Annotated in this window: 17 protein-coding genes and 3 pseudogenes; 4 read left to right on the top strand and 16 right to left on the bottom strand. The window is 37.6% G+C overall.

Features of this window, described 5'->3' with window-relative positions; translation table 11 throughout:
- Together A194_RS17695 and A194_RS17690 are read left to right on the top strand one after the other, a co-directional pair.
- Positions 1-321, top strand: a 321-nt coding sequence (locus tag A194_RS17695; protein ID WP_040402456.1) for a hypothetical protein, incomplete at its 5' end; no start/stop codon positions are given.
- 25 nt (positions 322-346) lie between these two features.
- Positions 347-802, top strand: coding sequence for a GNAT family N-acetyltransferase (locus tag A194_RS17690; RefSeq protein WP_017186132.1), 456 nt, complete (start codon positions 347-349; stop codon positions 800-802).
- Positions 803-879: 77 nt separating this feature from the next.
- Here the strand turns inward: A194_RS17690 and A194_RS17685 are convergent.
- A pseudogene (locus A194_RS17685) lies at positions 880-1,258 on the bottom strand (VOC family protein).
- 17 nt (positions 1,259-1,275) lie between these two features.
- Positions 1,276-2,079 (bottom strand): acetamidase/formamidase family protein, encoded by an 804-nt coding sequence (locus A194_RS17680; protein WP_017186130.1) that lies wholly within the window; start codon positions 2,077-2,079, stop codon positions 1,276-1,278.
- A 550-nt stretch (positions 2,080-2,629) separates the two neighbouring features.
- Here A194_RS17680 and A194_RS0106920 point away from each other — a divergent pair.
- Entirely contained in the window at positions 2,630-3,565 is a 936-nt protein-coding gene (locus tag A194_RS0106920; protein WP_017186128.1) for an NADP-dependent oxidoreductase, read from the top strand.
- A gap of 196 nt (positions 3,566-3,761) precedes the next feature.
- On the opposite strand, the pseudogene aceA reads toward A194_RS0106920, so the two are convergent.
- The 3 genes and pseudogenes from aceA to A194_RS0106905 all read right to left on the bottom strand — a co-directional run bounded on the left by aceA (position 3,762) and on the right by A194_RS0106905 (position 7,767).
- A pseudogene (aceA, locus tag A194_RS17675) lies at positions 3,762-5,041 on the bottom strand (isocitrate lyase).
- Complete coding sequence (aceB, locus tag A194_RS0106910) at positions 5,031-6,608, bottom strand: malate synthase A (protein ID WP_017186127.1); 1,578 nt, start codon at positions 6,606-6,608, stop codon at positions 5,031-5,033. Before aceB ends, aceA begins: the two are co-directional and overlap by 11 nt.
- Before the next feature lie 304 nt (positions 6,609-6,912).
- Positions 6,913-7,767 (bottom strand): patatin-like phospholipase family protein, encoded by an 855-nt coding sequence (locus A194_RS0106905; RefSeq protein ID WP_017186126.1) that lies wholly within the window; start codon positions 7,765-7,767, stop codon positions 6,913-6,915.
- A 136-nt stretch (positions 7,768-7,903) separates the two neighbouring features.
- Here A194_RS0106905 and A194_RS0106900 point away from each other — a divergent pair, with 136 nt between their 5' ends.
- The gene (locus A194_RS0106900) at positions 7,904-8,299 is read left to right on the top strand and encodes a hypothetical protein (RefSeq protein WP_017186125.1); all 396 of its coding nucleotides are present in this window, start codon (positions 7,904-7,906) and stop codon (positions 8,297-8,299) included.
- 38 nt (positions 8,300-8,337) lie between these two features.
- Here the strand turns inward: A194_RS0106900 and A194_RS0106895 are convergent, their stop codons facing one another.
- From A194_RS0106895 to A194_RS0106845, 11 genes and pseudogenes are all read right to left on the bottom strand, one after another.
- Complete coding sequence (locus A194_RS0106895; protein WP_017186124.1) at positions 8,338-8,841, bottom strand: hypothetical protein; 504 nt, start codon at positions 8,839-8,841, stop codon at positions 8,338-8,340.
- 156 nt (positions 8,842-8,997) lie between these two features.
- Positions 8,998-9,657, bottom strand: coding sequence for a phosphate signaling complex protein PhoU (phoU, locus tag A194_RS0106890; protein WP_017186123.1), 660 nt, complete (start codon positions 9,655-9,657; stop codon positions 8,998-9,000).
- Positions 9,658-9,684: 27 nt separating this feature from the next.
- A complete protein-coding gene (gene pstB, locus A194_RS0106885; protein ID WP_017186122.1) occupies positions 9,685-10,500 on the bottom strand; it encodes a phosphate ABC transporter ATP-binding protein PstB in 816 nt (271 codons plus the stop codon).
- 16 nt (positions 10,501-10,516) lie between these two features.
- Positions 10,517-11,400: pseudogene (pstA, locus tag A194_RS17670) on the bottom strand (phosphate ABC transporter permease PstA).
- A 1-nt stretch (position 11,401) separates the two neighbouring features.
- Positions 11,402-12,355 (bottom strand): phosphate ABC transporter permease subunit PstC, encoded by a 954-nt coding sequence (gene pstC, locus A194_RS0106875; protein ID WP_017186121.1) that lies wholly within the window; start codon positions 12,353-12,355, stop codon positions 11,402-11,404.
- Between the two features lie 135 nt (positions 12,356-12,490).
- A complete protein-coding gene (locus tag A194_RS0106870; protein ID WP_017186120.1) occupies positions 12,491-13,474 on the bottom strand; it encodes a PstS family phosphate ABC transporter substrate-binding protein in 984 nt (327 codons plus the stop codon).
- Positions 13,475-13,834: 360 nt separating this feature from the next.
- The gene (locus tag A194_RS0106865) at positions 13,835-14,338 is read right to left on the bottom strand and encodes a hypothetical protein (protein ID WP_017186119.1); all 504 of its coding nucleotides are present in this window, start codon (positions 14,336-14,338) and stop codon (positions 13,835-13,837) included.
- 115 nt (positions 14,339-14,453) lie between these two features.
- The gene (locus A194_RS0106860; RefSeq protein ID WP_017186118.1) at positions 14,454-15,014 is read right to left on the bottom strand and encodes a hypothetical protein; all 561 of its coding nucleotides are present in this window, start codon (positions 15,012-15,014) and stop codon (positions 14,454-14,456) included.
- A gap of 123 nt (positions 15,015-15,137) precedes the next feature.
- Complete coding sequence (locus A194_RS0106855; RefSeq protein ID WP_017186117.1) at positions 15,138-15,797, bottom strand: HAD hydrolase-like protein; 660 nt, start codon at positions 15,795-15,797, stop codon at positions 15,138-15,140.
- A gap of 89 nt (positions 15,798-15,886) precedes the next feature.
- On the bottom strand, positions 15,887-17,266 hold the full coding sequence (locus A194_RS0106850) for a hypothetical protein (RefSeq protein WP_157783033.1): 1,380 nt from the start codon (positions 17,264-17,266) through the stop codon (positions 15,887-15,889).
- A 306-nt stretch (positions 17,267-17,572) separates the two neighbouring features.
- Positions 17,573-18,058, bottom strand: coding sequence for a Panacea domain-containing protein (locus A194_RS0106845; protein ID WP_017186115.1), 486 nt, complete (start codon positions 18,056-18,058; stop codon positions 17,573-17,575).
- Positions 18,059-18,160: the final 102 nt, after the last annotated feature.

Raw genomic sequence — 18,160 nt, 5'->3', positions numbered from 1 at the left:
AAAGAGGCTGAGACGATCATAACAGATGATAAGATTACCCGATCTGATTTTGCGGAGCTTCACGACCGAATAAGTCGGGGCTATGATGCACTCATTAATATCGAACGCGACTTTGATATTGAACTTACAGAAGAGCAAGAGACTGAGTTTAACAACTTAAAAGACTATTTTAGAATAGCTGAATCAAAACTCCAAGAACCACTCTACAACGCAAAGATGTTTTCAACGAAAGGCTCTATTGATAGCCAAATACTCGGCATGACTAACACTTACTTTAATCTATTGAACCAGCTTGAAAGGTTTTTAGAGACGGTGAGTTAAGTGGGGCAAGGAGGAGTGATCGTAGATGAACATTCGAGAGATACATTTAAATGACGCAAAAGACTTATCCTCACTCATACAACAAGTCGACGAATCTTCCGAGTATATGTTGTGGGAGCCCGGTGAGCGAAAAATTAGTCAAGACCATCAAGAAAAGATGATTGAAAGTTTCCTAGAAAAGACAAACTCTACGATTCTTGTTGCGGAAGTTGACGATGAACTCGTTGGTTACCTGCTTGCTATGGGTGGAAATGCGAGAAGGAATAAACACTCTGCATACATCGTTCTAGGCGTGCTGCAAGGTTATAGAGGGCATGGAATTGGGACTGGCCTTATAAGTGAATTAGAGCGTTGGGCTACTAAGGGCGAGATCCATCGATTAGAGTTAACCACAGTTGTTAGTAATGAAGCTGGTGTATCCTTGTATAAGAAGATGGGATTTGAGATTGAAGGCACGAAAAAGAGATTCGTTGTTTATTGATGGAGCATATGTGGATGAGTATTATATGTCTAAGCTTATGTAAAAAACGCCCCGAAATTTTATTCGAGGCGTTTTGATTATTCAGATGTTATTCGAATAAAATAACCATCAGGGTCAGCTATTTTAAACCCTCTTCATTCCCCACGGATAAGTTTCAACCTCTTCCTCAATCAAAAGGTCATGATCCAAACAGCGTTGATAGACTTCTTCCAATCGGTCAACAACGACTATTAACTCAAAGCCATTCCCTTTAACGTCGCTTTTGGCTCGACTGTTAAAATAATGATCGTCGCTCAAGACAGCTTCAGAAGTGATTAATAGTGAGAAGCAGTCGTAATTGAACCTGAGACATTGCTCGTTCCTACCAAAAAGTTCTAAACCGACAATGTCTTGATAAAATGTTAGTGACTTCTTAATATCTTTTGCATACAACTCCACTCGAAACAGAACGCTCATTTTTTCACCCTCTAAAGTTACTTAAATATCTTTTGCGGCAAGTAAGCTGATACTAAATAGTTCGGTACGTCGACGATCTCGCTAATCTTTAAATCGACCGCAACACTTGATAACGCATAAGCTTCTTGGTCACTTAAACCATACGTTTCACTTAAATGCTCGATCATGTATTCAACCGCTTTTTTTGACGCGACCATGAGATCATCACTATGGCCTGTCGTCACGTAATAACCTTGTTCATCTAGCCCAGTTGTCAGTGGACCTGGTGTAATGAAGCGTGGCTCTTGAATTGTTTTTCCTTTGTGCAGTTTAAATTTTAATTGGATTTCCATCGGTGCTTCGATTGCTGTTCCGCATACTTCTCCGTCACCTTGTGCAGCATGTGTATCACCGACTGAAAATAGTGCACCTTCTACCCAAACTGGTAAGAGTAGACGCGTCCCTTTCGTTAAATGGCGAATGTCCATGTTGCCGCCGTTCTCCCGTGGAGGTACGACGCTATGCTCACCCGCTTCAGGCAGGGCAACGCCAATCGTCCCAGGAAAGGGTTTCGTTGGGACCTCAATGCCATCAGCGAACTCTGCGATGTTTTGGTTATTTAAATCCCATACTTTTAAGTAAGGATCTTCAAACTGTTCATTGAGCAGGCCGAAACCTGGAATAATCGCAGTCCATCCCCAACTCATCGTACCGAAATGTTCAATCTCAACCTCTAACGTATCACCTGGCTCAGCCCCTTCTACGTAAACAGGACCAGTCACAGGATTTACTTTACTAAAATCTAAGTTTGGGACATCTTGTGAAGTTGACTTTGGGGACAACTACCCACCTGATGCATCATGCACTTCGAAATTCACACTCACACCCGGCTTGACCGACATGACTGGCTCTAGGCTGTTGTCCCACACTGTATGGTGGCAATGTTTATGAATGGTATGGTTTCCATGCTTCATCGAATCACTCCTTTATTAGAATAATACCATAAAGCAATTTGAATTTTTAGTAAATAGGGATTTGGAAATCTATTAAGTTTGGTTGAGGATTTGGCGTTTGGGTGGGGGATTTTGGCGTTCGCGGATTTTTTCTGGCGCTCGCTCAATTTTTTGGCGTTCTCACACCCGATTTTGGCGTTCACTCACGTAAATTTATCGGCGCTCGCATAACTTTTATCGGCGCTCACGGGATTTTATCAGCGCTCGCATAACTTTTATCGGCGTTCGAACAAATTTATCAGCGCTCACAAGAAGTTTATCAGCGTTCACACAAATTTATCAGCGCTCATACCGAATCTACTCAATCATATTATTTGTTTAAAATAATAATTCAACCTTACAATAGACATATAGCCAACTTTATAAAGAGGTGATCTTGATGAAAGCAATCGTCATTAATGAATATGGTAGAAAAGAACAATTACAAGAACAAGAGGTCACGAAGCCCACTCCAGGTGATGGCCAAGTGTTAGTGAAGCAGCATGCCACTTCGATTAATCCAATCGATTGGAAGTTACGTGAAGGGTATTTAAAAGAGATGGTACCTATGGAGTTCCCGCTTATTTTAGGTTGGGATTCTGCTGGTGTTGTTGAAGAAGTCGGTGAAGGTGTAACAGATTTTAAAGTAGGCGATCGTGTATTCACTCGCCCGCAGTTAACGAATCGCGGCACTTACGCTGAATACATCGTAACGGAAGCTGACATTTTAGCACATATTCCTGAAAATATTAGCTTTAACGAAGCCGCTTCAGTACCGCTAACGGCGTTAACAGCTTGGCAATGTCTGTTTGATTTTGCCGATCTTCAAGAAGGACAAAAAGTGTTAGTTCACGCTGGTGCTGGTGGTGTTGGCGTGATGGCGATTCAATTAGCGAAAAATGCTGGTGCTTACGTTGCAACGACAGCAAGCACAAAGAATGTGGAGTTTTTACAGTCACTAGGTGCTGATGAGGTCATTGATTATAAGAAGGAAAACTTTTATGACGTGTTAGAAGATTATGATGTCGTGCTTGATGCATTAGGTGGCGACATCCAAGAGAGAAGCTTCGACGTGTTGAAAGATGGCGGCACGTTAGTATCGATCGCTCAACCGCCTAGTGAGGAAAAAGGTCAGGAGCACAACGTTAAAGTGGGATTCGTCTTTATCGAGCCAGATGGTGACCAAATGCGTAAGCTCGCTCAACTAATGGAAGACGGAAAGCTTAAACCAATTATTGGTCACACGTTCCCGTTTTCAGAACAAGGGCTAAAAGAAGCACACGAACTAAGCGAAACGCACCATGCTAAAGGGAAAATTGTTATTGAGATTGGATAATCAAAAGGGGAAAAATCCAGCCGTGATGGCTGGATTTTTTCAACTTACCGAACTTCATTAATAATTAAGCGAAATTATAAATAATTAGGCGAAATCCATATTTTTCAGGCGAACGCCTAATTAATTGAGCGTTCGCTTAATTCCATGCACACTCAGAAAAAAGGTCCAGCGCTAAGCTGGACCTTCCTTATAAGTTTCATGATTTGGTAAACTGCTCTTCTTCTGTCGACCCAGTCAATGCTGTTGTAGACGAAGTTCCACCTGAGATGACTTGTGCGACTTCGTCAAAGTAACCTGTACCGACTTCGCGTTGGTGGCGAGTTGCGGTGTAGCCGTATTGTTCTGCAGCGAATTCTTCTTGTTGTAGCTCTGAGTAAGCTTTCATACCTTCATCTTTATACTTACGCGCAAGGTCGAACATGCTGTTGTTTAGCGCGTGGAATCCAGCTAATGTGACGAATTGGAATTTGTAACCCATCTTACCAAGCTCTTTTTGGAAGTTGGCGATCTCTTCGTCATTGAGCTTTTTCTTCCAATTAAATGAAGGTGAACAGTTGTAAGCGAGTAGTTTATTCGGGTATTTCTCATGGATGGCATCCGCAAAACGCTTCGCCTCTTCTAAATCAGGCTCGGCAGTCTCACACCATAACAGGTCTGCATATGGCGCGTAAGCTAAACCTCTTGAAATTGCTTGATCAATGCCTGGCTTCGTACGATAGAAACCTTCCACTGTTCTTTCACCTGTTAAGAACGGCTCATCATAAGGGTCAACGTCACTTGTAATTAAGTCTGCAGCATTCGCATCCGTACGTGCGATAATAACTGTTGGTGTGCCCATCACATCTGCTGCTAGACGTGCTGAGACTAAGTTGCGAACCGCATTCTGTGTCGGCAACAACACTTTACCGCCTAAGTGACCACATTTCTTTTCTGAAGAAAGCTGATCTTCAAAGTGTACAGCGGAAGCACCTGATTCAATCATACCTTTCATCAGTTCAAATACATTCAGCTGACCACCAAAACCAGCTTCTGCATCCGCTACAATTGGCGCAAACCAGTCAATTGAATCATCACCTTCTGCATGATGAATTTGATCTGCACGTTGAAGCGCTTGGTTAATACGCTTTACGACATTCGGCACACTGTTTGCTGGATACAAGCTTTGGTCTGGATACATTTGACCCGATAAGTTCGCATCAGCTGAGACTGCCAACCACTTAAATAGATCGCTTTAAGTCCTGCTTTAACTTGTTGAACGGCCTGATTACCTGTAAGCGCGCCTAAAGCATTAATGTAATCTTCTTCATTAATGAGCTTCCACAACTTTTCTGATCCACGTTTTGCTAAAGTGTGTTCAATATCAAGGCTTCCTTTCAGCTTCACGACTTCTTCTGCTGAGTATGGACGCTCAACACCTACCCATCTTAAGTTCTCTTGCCAATCTTTCTTAATTTGTTCTACTCGATTATCCGTCATGTTTGACGCCTCCTTTTAAAATATACTCATAAGCTGGAATAGTTAAAAATTCAACAAAGCGTTCATCCTTAATTAAATTTAAGAAAATGTCCGTGGCTTCTGGCTCTTCATTTCGTAACTGTTCTGGAACTAAACTTTCAACAAACTGAGCTGTAATTTTCTCACCGTCTCGAAGCTTTCCTTCAGGGTGATTAATCCACTGCCACACTTGCGCTCGCGAAATCTCTGCTGTTGCCGCATCTTCCATTAAATGATTTAACGGCTCAGCACCACGACCTTTCAACCAAGCAGCGATATACTGAATGCCAACTGTAATGTTCGTCATTAAGCCATCTAACGTAATGTCGCCTTCTGGGAAATCAAGCAGATCGTCGCGTGACACATCGACATCCTCACGTTTCACATAAATTTGATTCGGCGTTTCCATATGCTTATCGAAAACTTCCTTCGCCAGTGGCACCATCGCTGGGTGCGCCACCCACGTGCCGTCGTGACCATCCTGAACTTCACGCAATTTATCAGCTTGCACTTTGTTAAAAGCCGCTTCATTTTTCGTATCGTCACCTTTAACTGGAATTTGTGCCGCCATGCCACCAATCGCAGGTGCTTGGCGCTTATGACACGTTTGAATCGTAAGTAGTGAATATGCTCGCATGAACGGTACTTCCATCGTGACATCGACTCGATCTGGCAAAAGAACGCTCTCATGATTTTGGAAATTTTTAATCGCACTAAAAATGTAATCCCAACGCCCGCAATTTAACCCCGCTGAATGCTCACGCAACTCATACAAAATTTCATCCATTTCAAAAGCTGCTGTAAGCGTCTCGATTAAGACTGTCGCCTTAACTGTGCCTTTAGGAATTCCAAGGTACCCTTGAGCGAAAACAAACACATCGTTCCAAAGTTTCGCCTCAAGATGATTTTCTAACTTCGGTAAATAAAAGTATGGGCCAGAGCCACGACTGATCAACTCACTAGCGTTGTGGAAGAAATATAGTCCAAAATCAAATAAACTACCTGACATTGGCTTACCGTCCACTTCGACATGCGCTTCATTCAAGTGCCAACCACGAGGTCTGACGATCAAAACAGCTGGGTCATCAGTTAATTGATAGTGCTTGCCGTTATCTCCCGTAAAGTCAATTTCACGACGAATTGCATCTTTTAAATTAACTTGGCCGTTCATGACATTTTCCCATGTAGGTGCTGTCGCATCTTCAAAGTCAGCCATAAACGTCTTTGCCCCTGAATTCAAGGCGTTTATAACCATTTTCCGATCAACCGGACCTGTAATTTCTACGCGTCGGTCTTGTAAGTCTTCAGGAATCGGATTGACCGTCCAGTCGCCTTGGCGAATTTCATCTGTATCACACAAAAAGTTAAGCGACTGCCCTTCGTTCAACTGTTTTTGCCTTTCCTTTCTTAAGCCCAATAAATTTTGCCTTCGCTCATCAAAATGACGGTGTAACTTCACTAGAAATTCAACCGCTTCTTCTGTTAAAATTTCTTCAATCCGATCAACTCGATCGCCCCTTACGTCAAAACCATCTACTTTTGTAACCAAAACGAGAAGCCTCCCTTTTCCTCTGTATTAACACAACTCATAAAATTAATTCTTGTTATATAACAGTAACTCCAAAAAAATTACTCATCTTTTTTAGATAAGCAGTAAGCACACTCTAACGAATAACTTCTTTCATCCACTTGCTTTCCACACTCTGGGCAATAAGGTCTGTTCACGTTTCACCCCTCCTTATGTATAACAGTTTATTCATTTGTTGTACTGTTATAAAACAGTTTATGTGATTATTTTAAAAATTGCAACACTTTTTCGGAATTTTTTGGTAGAAATTAAAAAGCTACACCTTTTAAGGCGTAGCTACAAATTCTTTCAACGGGCTGATGACGTTCTTCGCATCTTCATAGCCCAAATTATATAAGGCTGTTAACTTTTCTTTATTACGTTCTACACGTCCAACTTTCATCTCTTCAGAAGGACTGATTACCAATACATTTCCTTTTTTTTCTTCATCAAAAATGTATTGCAACGTGTCATTGTACACTTCATGACGCCTATCTAATGCCTTGAGCAATCCAGGATAATCCCGATACTTTCGACGTATATACCAACTAAATGATTGCGGCTTCTTATAATAACCTCGAGCTTTTGTTAGAACAACGACATTCTTTTTATTACCATCGCGCTCTGACTGTCGCACAGGAATCGGATCTGCAATTCCACCATCCATAAGTGGTCGACCTTCATACTCCACAACAGGCGCCACTAACGGAAGCGAGCTTGATGCGCGAAGCAACGTCACCATATCATCAGCATAATCTGATTTGTTATAGTACAGCGCTTCACCTGTCATACAATCTGTCACACCAGCAACGAAATTCTCTTCAGCTTTATTAAACGTCCCATAATCAAACGGAGCAAGCTGATTCGGAAGCGTATCAAAGAGAAAGTCCATCCCAAACAACTGACGCTTCTTAATATAATTTCGAAGTGACAAATAATCTGGATGCTCTACAAAGTCGATATTCACTTGACGATTACGATCCATTTGACGCGCAATATACGAAGAGCCGTTACACGCCCCAGCGGAGACTCCAATCGTATAAGGAATATATAAATCATGTTCCATCATATAACGTAGCACGCCAGCAGTATACACTCCACGACTGCCGCCACCTTCTAAAACTAAACCTGTCTTCTTCATCAAATCCCTCATTCTGTTTATGCGTATATATTATTTTATCACTATAAGAATTCAATCAAAACTGTAGTACTCAGCTTGTATCGTTCATAAAAATCTTTAAATGGACATACTGTTCTTATTAAGGGGGGGATACAGCATGAAAAAAGGAATTACAGGCTTAACCATTATAGCTTTTCTTATGATTACACTATCAATCACACTCAACTCTCAAGAAACTGAAGAGACCGCCACAACAAGTATTAGCCAGGATGAAGCTCATCAGCAAGTTAATCAAATGATAGTCAATATAGGTAAACAACTGCAGAACTTTAAGGTTTTTGCAGAAGCTGGTGAAGATATTGTGTATGATTCTTCAGAGGGCATGACAATACCGACTACGATCAACCCATCTGAACAAAGGGATGTTAAGTTAGCCTACATAATTAACGAAATGGTTACCGACATTTTTAATGATCATGAAGAAATTCTTGAAGAATTGAACTTCTCAAAAGAGGTCCACATTCTAGATCAAAATGGGAATAAAATCGACTAGCATAACAAATGAGGTGCAATCTCCGCACCTCTTTTTACTTAGTACGTCTCAAACGAATCCGCTACGTCTATTAATTCTTCCACCGAATACTCATCACCTGTTGAAACCGAAACTTGATACGTTAACTCATCTTCATCCCACACTAAAACTTGTAAGGACTCATCATAGAAATACTGCGCTTCTTTTCCATCACTCAACGAGACCTGCTCTTCAGTTAAATCTTGTGTATCTTCTTCATCTCCCTCATTTTGAACACCGACAATGAGGTGATCTGCTTGAGAATCATTGCCTTGAAAGCCGACTATTAAGACATAACGATCGGTTGAAGCATCTGCACTTTCATCTTCTCCCATTTTTCTAATATATGTTTCTTCTACCTCAAACGGTAGTGACGTTGGCACTTTAAAATCAAACGGTGCCTCTTCATCATAGTATTCCTCTTCTTCTAACTCTCCTGCATAAGGATGAGAGTTGGTTGCCTCACTCCCGCAAGCACTAAGTACTAAGATCATTGTCATTAATAATAATTTCATCCAAAACATACACACCCTCCCCTATAAAATTATTTCTATATTAAATTATTTAAACCTTTATTTTTAGGAGTACATCTCTATCTAAATTATGTAAAGAGAACCCTTGCATTTGGCAAGAGTTCACTTATTAGGGGGGGTAACTATGAATTTATATCAAGTAGGAGGTTATGCGTTTAAGTCAACGTGTTTCCCTTTCACTAAATAAATAATTCCTTCAGCAATATTTGTTACATGATCTGCTGCACGTTCAAGGTATCGACTGATGAATGCTAATTGGGTAATAGCTGTAATTTCATTAGGGTGTTGAGTCATATACATTAACAACTTTTCAATGGAATCTCCATGTTGGTGATCCACCTGGTCATCTATACGGCCAATTTCAAAAGCTTTTTCCACATCTTCTTTTATATAAGCCTCTTCCACAAGGTCAATCATTTTCTCAACGACTGATGCGTTTGTAAGTATTTGTTGCTTTTCTTCTTCAGGAAGTTGATCATTCTCAATTCGTTCGACTGATTTTGCGATGTTTACAGCCAGGTCACCTATTCGTTCAATGTCGTTAGTCACCTTTAATGTAATCACTAAACGGCGTAAATCCTTAGCAACAGGTTGTTCCTTAGCTATAAGCCATACCGCCTGATCGTTAATATCATCTTCTATAGCATTAATTTCTTTATCTCCATTTATCACTTCTTGTGCTTGTTGCACATTTTGTTGTTCCAATGCGATTAGAGACTTTGATAAAGAGGCTTTCACAGTTTCACTCATTTTTAAAACTTGCTCTTTTAACACCTGTAATTTATCTTCAAAATTTTCCCTTACCATAGCACAAACTCCTCTCTAGGTTAATTTTTAACCGAAACGGCCCGTGATATAATCTTCCGTTCTTTGGTCGGATGGGTTTGAAAATAATTTTTCAGTTTCATCAAACTCAACGACTTCACCGTTTAAGAAAAAGGCAGTTTGATCTGAAATACGAGCGGCTTGTTGCATGTTGTGTGTCACAATAACAATACTGTAGTCCTCTTTTAATTTTTGAACAAGCTCTTCTACTTTTAATGTTGAGATCGGATCAAGCGCTGATGTTGGTTCATCCATTAAAAGAACATCTGGTTCGATGGCCAGTGTACGAGCAATGCAAAGGCGTTGTTGCTGTCCACCTGACAACCCATATGCATTTTCTTTTAAACGGTCTTTAACTTCATCCCAAATAAATGCATCACGTAAGCTTTTTTCAACAATCTCATCTAATACTTTTTTGTTACGAATACCGTGTATTTTTGGACCATAAGCGACATTTTCATAAATAGATTTAGGAAAAGGGTTTGGTTTCTGAAAAACCATTCCAACGCGTGTACGTAATTCTTCTACTCTAAAAGATTTTTCTAAAATACTCTTTTCATTGTACTTAATATCACCAGATGTTCGTACACTCGGTACCATCTCAACCATACGATTTAACGTTTTTATGAATGTTGATTTACCACAACCAGATGGTCCAATGATTGCAGTAACCTCTTTTTCATTTATAGAAAGATTAATATTTTTTAATGCGTGTGTGTCGCCGTACCATAAATTAAGATCGTCTGTATCAAAAACAATATTTTTGCTTGTATTAGGAATAGTTCGGTTTGAGGTTTCTGGTTTTTTAATCATTGTTAAACTCATAATTTTCACTCCTCAATTATAAACGTTGTTGAAACTTGTTACGGATTAACACCGCAACAGAATTTAAAATAAACAGAAGTAATAATAAAACAATAATAGTAGCAGCAGCTAAGTTTGCATATTCATCAACTAATGATGAATCAAGCGTCCAATAGTAAATTTGCATTGGTAAGGCAGTGAATTTATCGAAAATACCTCCTGGATGGGCCATAAGTAATGCCGGGATACCTATAACAGTTAGAGGTGCTGTCTCACCAATAGCCCGTGATAAAGCTAAAATAGAACCTGTCAATATCCCTGGTAAAGCTGCTGGCAATATAATTCGTCTAATTGTTTGCCATTTTGTTGCTCCCATCCCATATGAAGCCTCGCTTAAATGCTGAGGAACAGAACGGACAGCCTCTTGGGCGGCGACGATCACAATTGGTAAGATCAGTAGGGATAATGTTAAACCGCCCGCTAAAACAATATTACCGAAGTCCATCGCGCGAACAAAAACTGTTAATCCGAGTATTCCGTAAACAATTGATGGAACACCTGCTAAATTGGCAATATTGGTTTGGATAATGGATTGAATACTTCCTCTCTTTATATAAAGTTCTAAATATAAGGCCGTTCCAATTCCAATAATAACCGTTACTGGAATGACAACAGCCATAAGCCACAGGTACCGAGAATAGCCCCCATAATTCCAGCACGATTAGCATCTGTAGATAATTTACTAGTCAAGAAGTTAATATCAATAAAGCCTATTCCTTGAGTGATTACTCTTAATAACAGGACCGCTAAAACAATTAATCCAAAAGTCGTTGCAATAAAAAATATATATTTAAGGATGTTATTTTTAATAATCCGTGTATTCATCTTTTTTTGCACTTGATTGATATCCATATATTTCATGTTAGTATTCCTCCCTAAACTTACGAGAGACATAACGTGCTAATAAATTCATCAGTAATGTGAAAACAAATAGCGTCATAGCAACGGCATACAAACTAAAATAAATTGTTGATCCCGCAGGTGCGTCACCACCGGCTACTTCGACGATATATGCGGTCATTGTTTGCATGGATTCAGTAACATCAAACGTAAAGTTCTTTGAGCTTCCACTAGCGATTGTCACAATCATCGTCTCACCAATCGCACGGGAAATACCAAGAATAAAGGATGCAATAATTCCTGATAAAGCAGCTGGAATGACTACTTTAAATGTTGATTCTAAAGGTGTGGCCCCCAATGCAAATGCCCCTTCACGCATAGATTTAGGAACAGAAGACATAGCATCTTCTGATAAAGAAGCAACCATTGGAATAATCATAATTCCCATAACAATTCCAGGGCTTAAAATATTGGTCGCATCCACGTCAGGCCAAACTGAGCGAATGATTGGTGTAACAAAAGTGAAGGCAAAGAATCCATATACAACGGTTGGGATCCCTGCTAAAATTTCAAGCAGTGGCTTAAGTACACGCCTAACTCTATCAGATGCGTATTCACTTAAATAAACAGCTGCCATAAGTCCTATAGGGCCAGCGACTAACATTGCGATAATTGATGAAATCAATGTCCCATTGATTAATGGTAAAACGCCAAACTCAGGGTTTTGGCTTAATGGCCTAAGCACAGTACCTGTAAAGAAGTCCGTTATAGGCACGCGTTTAAAGAATTCAACTGTTTCACTAAACAAAGTATAAATAATACCAAATGTTGTCAAAATCGATACCATAGCAAATAGAAATAGAGTCATAGGTACAAGTTTTTCTTTAAACTTAGATAATATTTTTGTAGCTTTCTTCTTTTCAATCATCTCTCTGACAGAAACAGTACTTTTACGCGCTTCGCTGTTGGATGTCATGATAGATTCCTCCTTTCAGTAAAAAGCACTTGCTAGTTGGCAAGTCAGACATATACCGGCCAAGGGACTACTTACTCCCTTTAAAAGCATACTAAAGTGAGAACGAATAAGCCCTCACTCTAGTATAAATAGATATTATTCTAATTCTTTAAGTTCGCTTGTTAATTGTTCAGTTTCATCATCAGGAAGTGGTGCAAAACCAGTCTCCCCAGCAAAATTATTTATATTTTCCATTACCCAAATTGCATAATCTAGTACTTGGTCTTTTTCTTGTGCGTTATTCACATTTAAGTAAGTAAACACTGGACGTGTGAAGTTGGCATAATCTCCATCTTCAGCAATGGTTTCAAGTGATGGTGTAACTGGCCCATCACCAAAGTCAATCTCAACGGCTTTTACTTGATCTTTATTGTTATCATAATAACCAAACCCGAAGAAACCGATGGCGTTCTCATCTTCTGAGACTAGTGTGACTAATGTTGAGTATTCTTGTTGTAAATTGGTCTCGTCTACTAAATCTTGTTCTTCTAAAATAACTTCATAGAAAAACTCGTAAGTTCCATGGTTTTCATTTGGACCATAAGTTTGAATTTCTTCATCTGGCCAGTCTGAGTTTATATCTGACCAAGTTGTATATTCACCTAAAAAGATATCTATAACTTGTTCTTCAGTTAATTCAGTAGCAAAATCGTTTTCTGGGTTAATAACGATTGTTAAACCATCAAGTGCTACCTTTAGTTCTTTAACATCAATTCCTACTTCCTCAGCTTTTTCTATTTCTTCATCTTTAATTTCACGTGATGCATCGTTAAAGTCAGTACCGTTTTCAACTAAAAACTTCTCAAAGCCCGCGCTTGTTCCAGAACGGCTTACTTCAACTGAAACACCTTGTTGTTCGTTAATCATATATTCTTCAGCTAATCTAGCCATGAGCGGATAAACTGTCCCAGACCCATCAATAACAACACTACCTTCAAGGTTTTTGTTAGTTGCTTCCTGATTGTTGTCGTTTTGATCAGCCGCTTCAGCGTCTGTTTCTCCTTCAGACCCACAGGCTACCAACACAACAAGTAATAAAGTTAAGATTGATAGAATAAAAAGCTTTGACATTTTTCTCATTTTGATTATCCCCCTTAGGAATTCTCTATTGATTAACTTACAAATTCATCATAAAGGGAGTTTGTCAAAAAGTCTGTAAAGTTGATGTAAAGATAAAGTTAAGAAATTGTAAATCCCTATTATGCCAGGGGTGAAGGGACATTTTTGCATTGAAATAAACTAATCAATTAAAGTAAAAAGATATTCTTCCACTTAATTTGGTAATTGTAGCGCAGATTTAAAGGAGGTACTCATAACCAATCGGTAGTAGAACAATAAAAACCGTTAAGGAATATGGAGTTATCCATCTAGATCAAGAAGGAAATAAAACCCTAAAGTAAAAAAGAGAGGCGCAGCTCAGCTCTGCACCTCTCTTTTTATTTAATACGCCTCAAACGACTCAGCAACTTCAACTAACTCTTCCACCGAATACCTTTCTTCGTTATCTACGTAAATAGCTATTTGATACATTAAACCGTCATCGTCCCAAACTAATATTTGTGACGCTCCATTATAGAAATACTTTGCGTCCCCTCCATCACTTAATGTCAGCTGTTCTTCATTTTGACCTTGTGTATTTTCAACACTTCCATGGTTATGAATCATCACAATTAAATGCTCTTCTTCAGGATCATCACCACGAAGAACGACATCAAACATATACCGATCAGATGAAACGATTTCGATTTCATCCTCACCCATTTCCAAAATGAAGATCTCATCTAACTCGAATGGAAGTGAGGTTGGCATTTTAAAACTATACGGAACTTCTTCATCGTACCCTTCAGCTTTCTCTAATTCTCCTGCATACGGGTGAGTACCTGTTGTCCCAACTCCACAAGCAGTCAGTAGCAAAAACACTGTCACAAGTAACAACTTTGACATTGTCGTTACACCCCCATGGTAAATAATATTCGTTATCAAATTTAGAAGAACCTTCATTTAAACCAGAAAAAAAGCCCTAAACATGACACACCGTTTAGAGCTTTCTAAATAGCTATTAACTTTCTACAAAGACATCTTCAACGTCCCAATCTAAAGCTTCAACCGCATAATTAATCGTCCGGTTCGTATCGTTGTCTGAGTAATCAAAAGGAACCGTTATCGATTGTTCATCGCTTGAAAACGTATAAGACAACACAGCATAATCTTCTTCATTAACTTCACGAGAAACTTCCGTTATGTCTTCCCAAGCAATACTTTCCTCAGAAAACGTCCAATACGTATTACTATGAACCCCTTGGTCGTCGAAATAGTGATAATGATAGATTGGTAGAATTAAAAGAACAATACTAACAACAAACAAAACTAAATGCACAACTGTTAAATGGTATTCTTTATCTTTTTTGTCATAATACATTTTCGTAAATAAAAACGAGAAAAGAATAAGAGCAATTAAAAGCATCGCGCCTCCAAAACCTAAGTAAGCCTCTTGTGGACGAATGAAAGACGTTTGATCATAAGAGAAAAACAATAAATCTTGAACTAACATAATGACTGGAACAGGAAGAATCACTGAACAAATAATTAAAATAAGACCCGTTGTGCTAATGTAAGGCAAATGTCATTAGAGTCGATGTTTTTCAAAAACTTCACATGAACCACTCCCTCTGCAACTATCTGTCTACTATTATTTCACCATAAAAATACCTGGTTGGCACTTTTTGTATAAGGGGGGATCAAATCACAGTGATTCAGAAAGCTTCTCCATAACATCCTTCATATCATCTATAACAACATCTGCTTGAGCTAGTTCTTCCTCTTTAGCAAAGTCAAACCGGCAACCAACAGAATATAACTCATTAGCCTTGGCAGCCTTAATATCTGATAAACGATCACCAACGACTACACCACTTTGAATGTTATACTTCGATACTATTTCACGAACCAAGTCAGCCTTATCTAGAGAAGTAATCTGTTCAATGCTGAAAACTTCAGTAACAAAACGATCTAGCTCATAAACCTCCACAATCGTATTCAAGTATTCTACTAATCCATTACTCGCGATAAATATGGAATACCCCTGTTCTTTTAAACGACTCAACGTCTCTACTACATTAGGGTATAACGCCCCATTGCCAGCTCTAATATTGACCAAAAGCTTATTCAGAAACATTTGATCAACTTCTTGCCTTATACTCTCTGATTGGTTCGGAAGTAACGCCTCCCATACTTTAGGCAATGGCACACCCATAATTGAACGGTATTGTTCTATTGGCGTGTCTCCTTCCCATAACCCTCGCAAGCGTAAGTCATTAAAAGTATCATCAAGTGCAAACTCTAGTATTTTGTCTGTTTGAAATAAAGTTCCGTCCATGTCGAAAATGATGTGTTTAGTGTTCATTAATAGTCTCCTTTTGTGCCTCGGCACTTTACTCATAGGTCGATATATTTGATCAATCTATTATGAGTTTTTTAAGAAAAGAACAGCCTTTAGTAAGGCTGTTCTACATAATTATTATTTGATTCCATATTAGTTCTTTTCAAAGATAACATACCATATTCCTTATGAAGGTCAGTAATTTTTTCCCTTAAGTACGAAAGTTGGGAAATATCAGTAATTACATTATGAACCTCTATCTTTTCAGCACCCTTATAATTATGTTTCATTAAGTTATTCCTTTCAAGATACTCTTGTTGTACATAAATCATCATAATGCTTTTTTGTAAGCAATATTCATAAGAGAATTTACTAAAATTAAAGTTTGTTTTTGTATTGTTAAACTCCATTTCCAAGCTACTCACACTATCAACTGTAGCTGGGAAACCACTCTTTTCGTACTCATCAACAAACTTTATGATAGAATTCTTAATATATTTAGGATGAACTTCCTTACATAGTACTTTAACTAAAAAACCAGCACACCTATAATGGCTCAATTCGATAGATTTTATTATAGAGAGAATTAGAATGTCAGCAAGCCTTATGTTTTTACGTATAATATTAAAATGATGATCTAAGCTATCTTCAAATTTGATTTTTTGATTTAATAACTGTTTAGTTTTATTTTCTTTGTTAGTATAAGTTGCCTCTAGAAGACTGTTCGTCATATCTGTTAGCATTTTAGTGTTATTTTTTTCAATGGATAATAAAATTGTAGCTAAAGATAAATTGATAAGGTCCTTTGATTCAATATAAAACTTAGATTGTTCTTCTTTTTGAGCAACAAGTTTAACTAAGTTATTAACATCCGTGCTACTTTTATTCTCTAATATTTCTATTGCTTCAAAAATATTAGTTAAATACTCATTAATTAATTTGTTGTTACCTTTTTTGATAAATTCTCCAGTTTCAATGCTAGCAACATTTACAACATTAGGTGATAGTTTTGACAAGGATGCTATAACTTTCTCTACTATATCACTGTAATTGTTTACTACCGCATGATTTAATAACAGTTTGTTTTTTTTTAAAGTTGATGAGTAGAACTTATAATATGTATCGCCATAAACAATGAGCAGTTTTTCTAAATGTTCGGCATTGAAGTCATCAATTGTTGTTATAATTTCATTAATGTATTTTTCGTAGGATTCATTAAAGTCAGTTGATAAATTATATTTTAATTTAGAAAGCATTGTTTGATAGATTATGTTATTATTCTCAGTTATTTTGTTCAAAAGTTTTTCAACATTATTAATTTCGTGATAGTTATTACTAGCGTTTTCATTTAGCTCCTCGTAAATTTGTATATCATTAATTTTATTTAAATTTTTAATAATTTTCTTTTTATTTGATTTGAACTGTTTACTATATCTATCCAAAACGCCATATAAGTTAATTGATTTTAATATATTTATATACGCAAGAACCAAGAGAAAGACCCATGATACTATCATCATTATAATAACTAGGTGAGGGACGAAGTTATAATGTTGGTGGATCATTATTAGCATAAATAATATTATTGAAACTAATATATAAATCTTATTAATGCTTAAAAAATCTTTGTTCACTGTTGAGTATGATATTTCTTTCCTCTCATTATAAGCAAATATGTAAACAGTAAAACTGAGAGGTATTATTATTCTTAATAAATAAAAAATATCTTCATAAAATATATCCATTTAACAGCTTATCCCCTTTTAATAAAAACTAGGGCGACTAGTTAATTAGTCACCCTAATCTACAATATAATTATCTCTGAAATAACTAGCAATGTCTTCAACAGATATCTCAGTGTTAGAATAAACAAAATCAGGTAACCCATTTCTAGCATTTAACCAGGGGGATTCTTTGTGCGTCTTCTTCTCTAAATCCTTACCTGAATAATCTTTAAATAAATCCCATATTTCATTTAAAAAATTTTCAACATTGTCGTCTAATTGAGTTGGCTCTGGAGAATTCTCAGGGATTATATCTCTAAAATTATATTTTTTATAGTTTCTATATACAGTAGGAACTACTGGCCCATGAACCCAAGCTTCAACTTTATCATGAAATAAATTCTCACCAGTTAAGGCTCTATGAAAGCCTTGTGCATAGTACAATATCTTTTGTAATTTGAGGTTTGTAATACTATTTTCAGTGTTAGGGGTACTCTTATGAATAAAATACGCTGCTATTTCACTTGCACAAAAAGTTTGGGTTACCTCTTGATTCATCATAATTTCCCCTCCTTAGTATTATGTATTACCTAACTCTAAAAAAATAAGCAATCAATTTAGTTCATTTTAAAATAAAATTGATTTAAATTCCATAAATTTATG

This window comes from Alkalibacillus haloalkaliphilus C5 (assembly GCF_000269905.1).
In the GTDB taxonomy this organism is placed as follows: domain Bacteria; phylum Bacillota; class Bacilli; order Bacillales; family Alkalibacillaceae; genus Alkalibacillus; species Alkalibacillus haloalkaliphilus_A.
Note: the sequence above shows the minus strand (reverse complement) of the source record. Positions and strands in the feature narration are given on the sequence as shown.

Excerpts from the sequence above, each read along its gene's own strand:
- A194_RS0106845 (WP_017186115.1), bottom strand. The coding sequence starts at position 18,058 with ATGATGAATCAAGAGGTAACCCAAACTTTTTGTGCAAGTGAAATAGCA.
- A194_RS0106900 (WP_017186125.1), top strand. The coding sequence starts at position 7,904 with ATGAAAAAAGGAATTACAGGCTTAACCATTATAGCTTTTCTTATGATT.
- pstC (WP_017186121.1), bottom strand. The coding sequence starts at position 12,355 with ATGACATCCAACAGCGAAGCGCGTAAAAGTACTGTTTCTGTCAGAGAG.
- A194_RS0106905 (WP_017186126.1), bottom strand. The coding sequence starts at position 7,767 with ATGAAGAAGACAGGTTTAGTTTTAGAAGGTGGCGGCAGTCGTGGAGTG.
- pstB (WP_017186122.1), bottom strand. The coding sequence starts at position 10,500 with ATGAGTTTAACAATGATTAAAAAACCAGAAACCTCAAACCGAACTATT.
- A194_RS0106920 (WP_017186128.1), top strand. The coding sequence starts at position 2,630 with ATGAAAGCAATCGTCATTAATGAATATGGTAGAAAAGAACAATTACAA.
- A194_RS0106855 (WP_017186117.1), bottom strand. The coding sequence starts at position 15,797 with ATGAACACTAAACACATCATTTTCGACATGGACGGAACTTTATTTCAA.
- A194_RS0106895 (WP_017186124.1), bottom strand. The coding sequence starts at position 8,841 with ATGTTTTGGATGAAATTATTATTAATGACAATGATCTTAGTACTTAGT.
- phoU (WP_017186123.1), bottom strand. The coding sequence starts at position 9,657 with ATGGTAAGGGAAAATTTTGAAGATAAATTACAGGTGTTAAAAGAGCAA.
- A194_RS0106865 (WP_017186119.1), bottom strand. The coding sequence starts at position 14,338 with ATGTCAAAGTTGTTACTTGTGACAGTGTTTTTGCTACTGACTGCTTGT.
- A194_RS17690 (WP_017186132.1), top strand. The coding sequence starts at position 347 with ATGAACATTCGAGAGATACATTTAAATGACGCAAAAGACTTATCCTCA.
- A194_RS0106870 (WP_017186120.1), bottom strand. The coding sequence starts at position 13,474 with ATGAGAAAAATGTCAAAGCTTTTTATTCTATCAATCTTAACTTTATTA.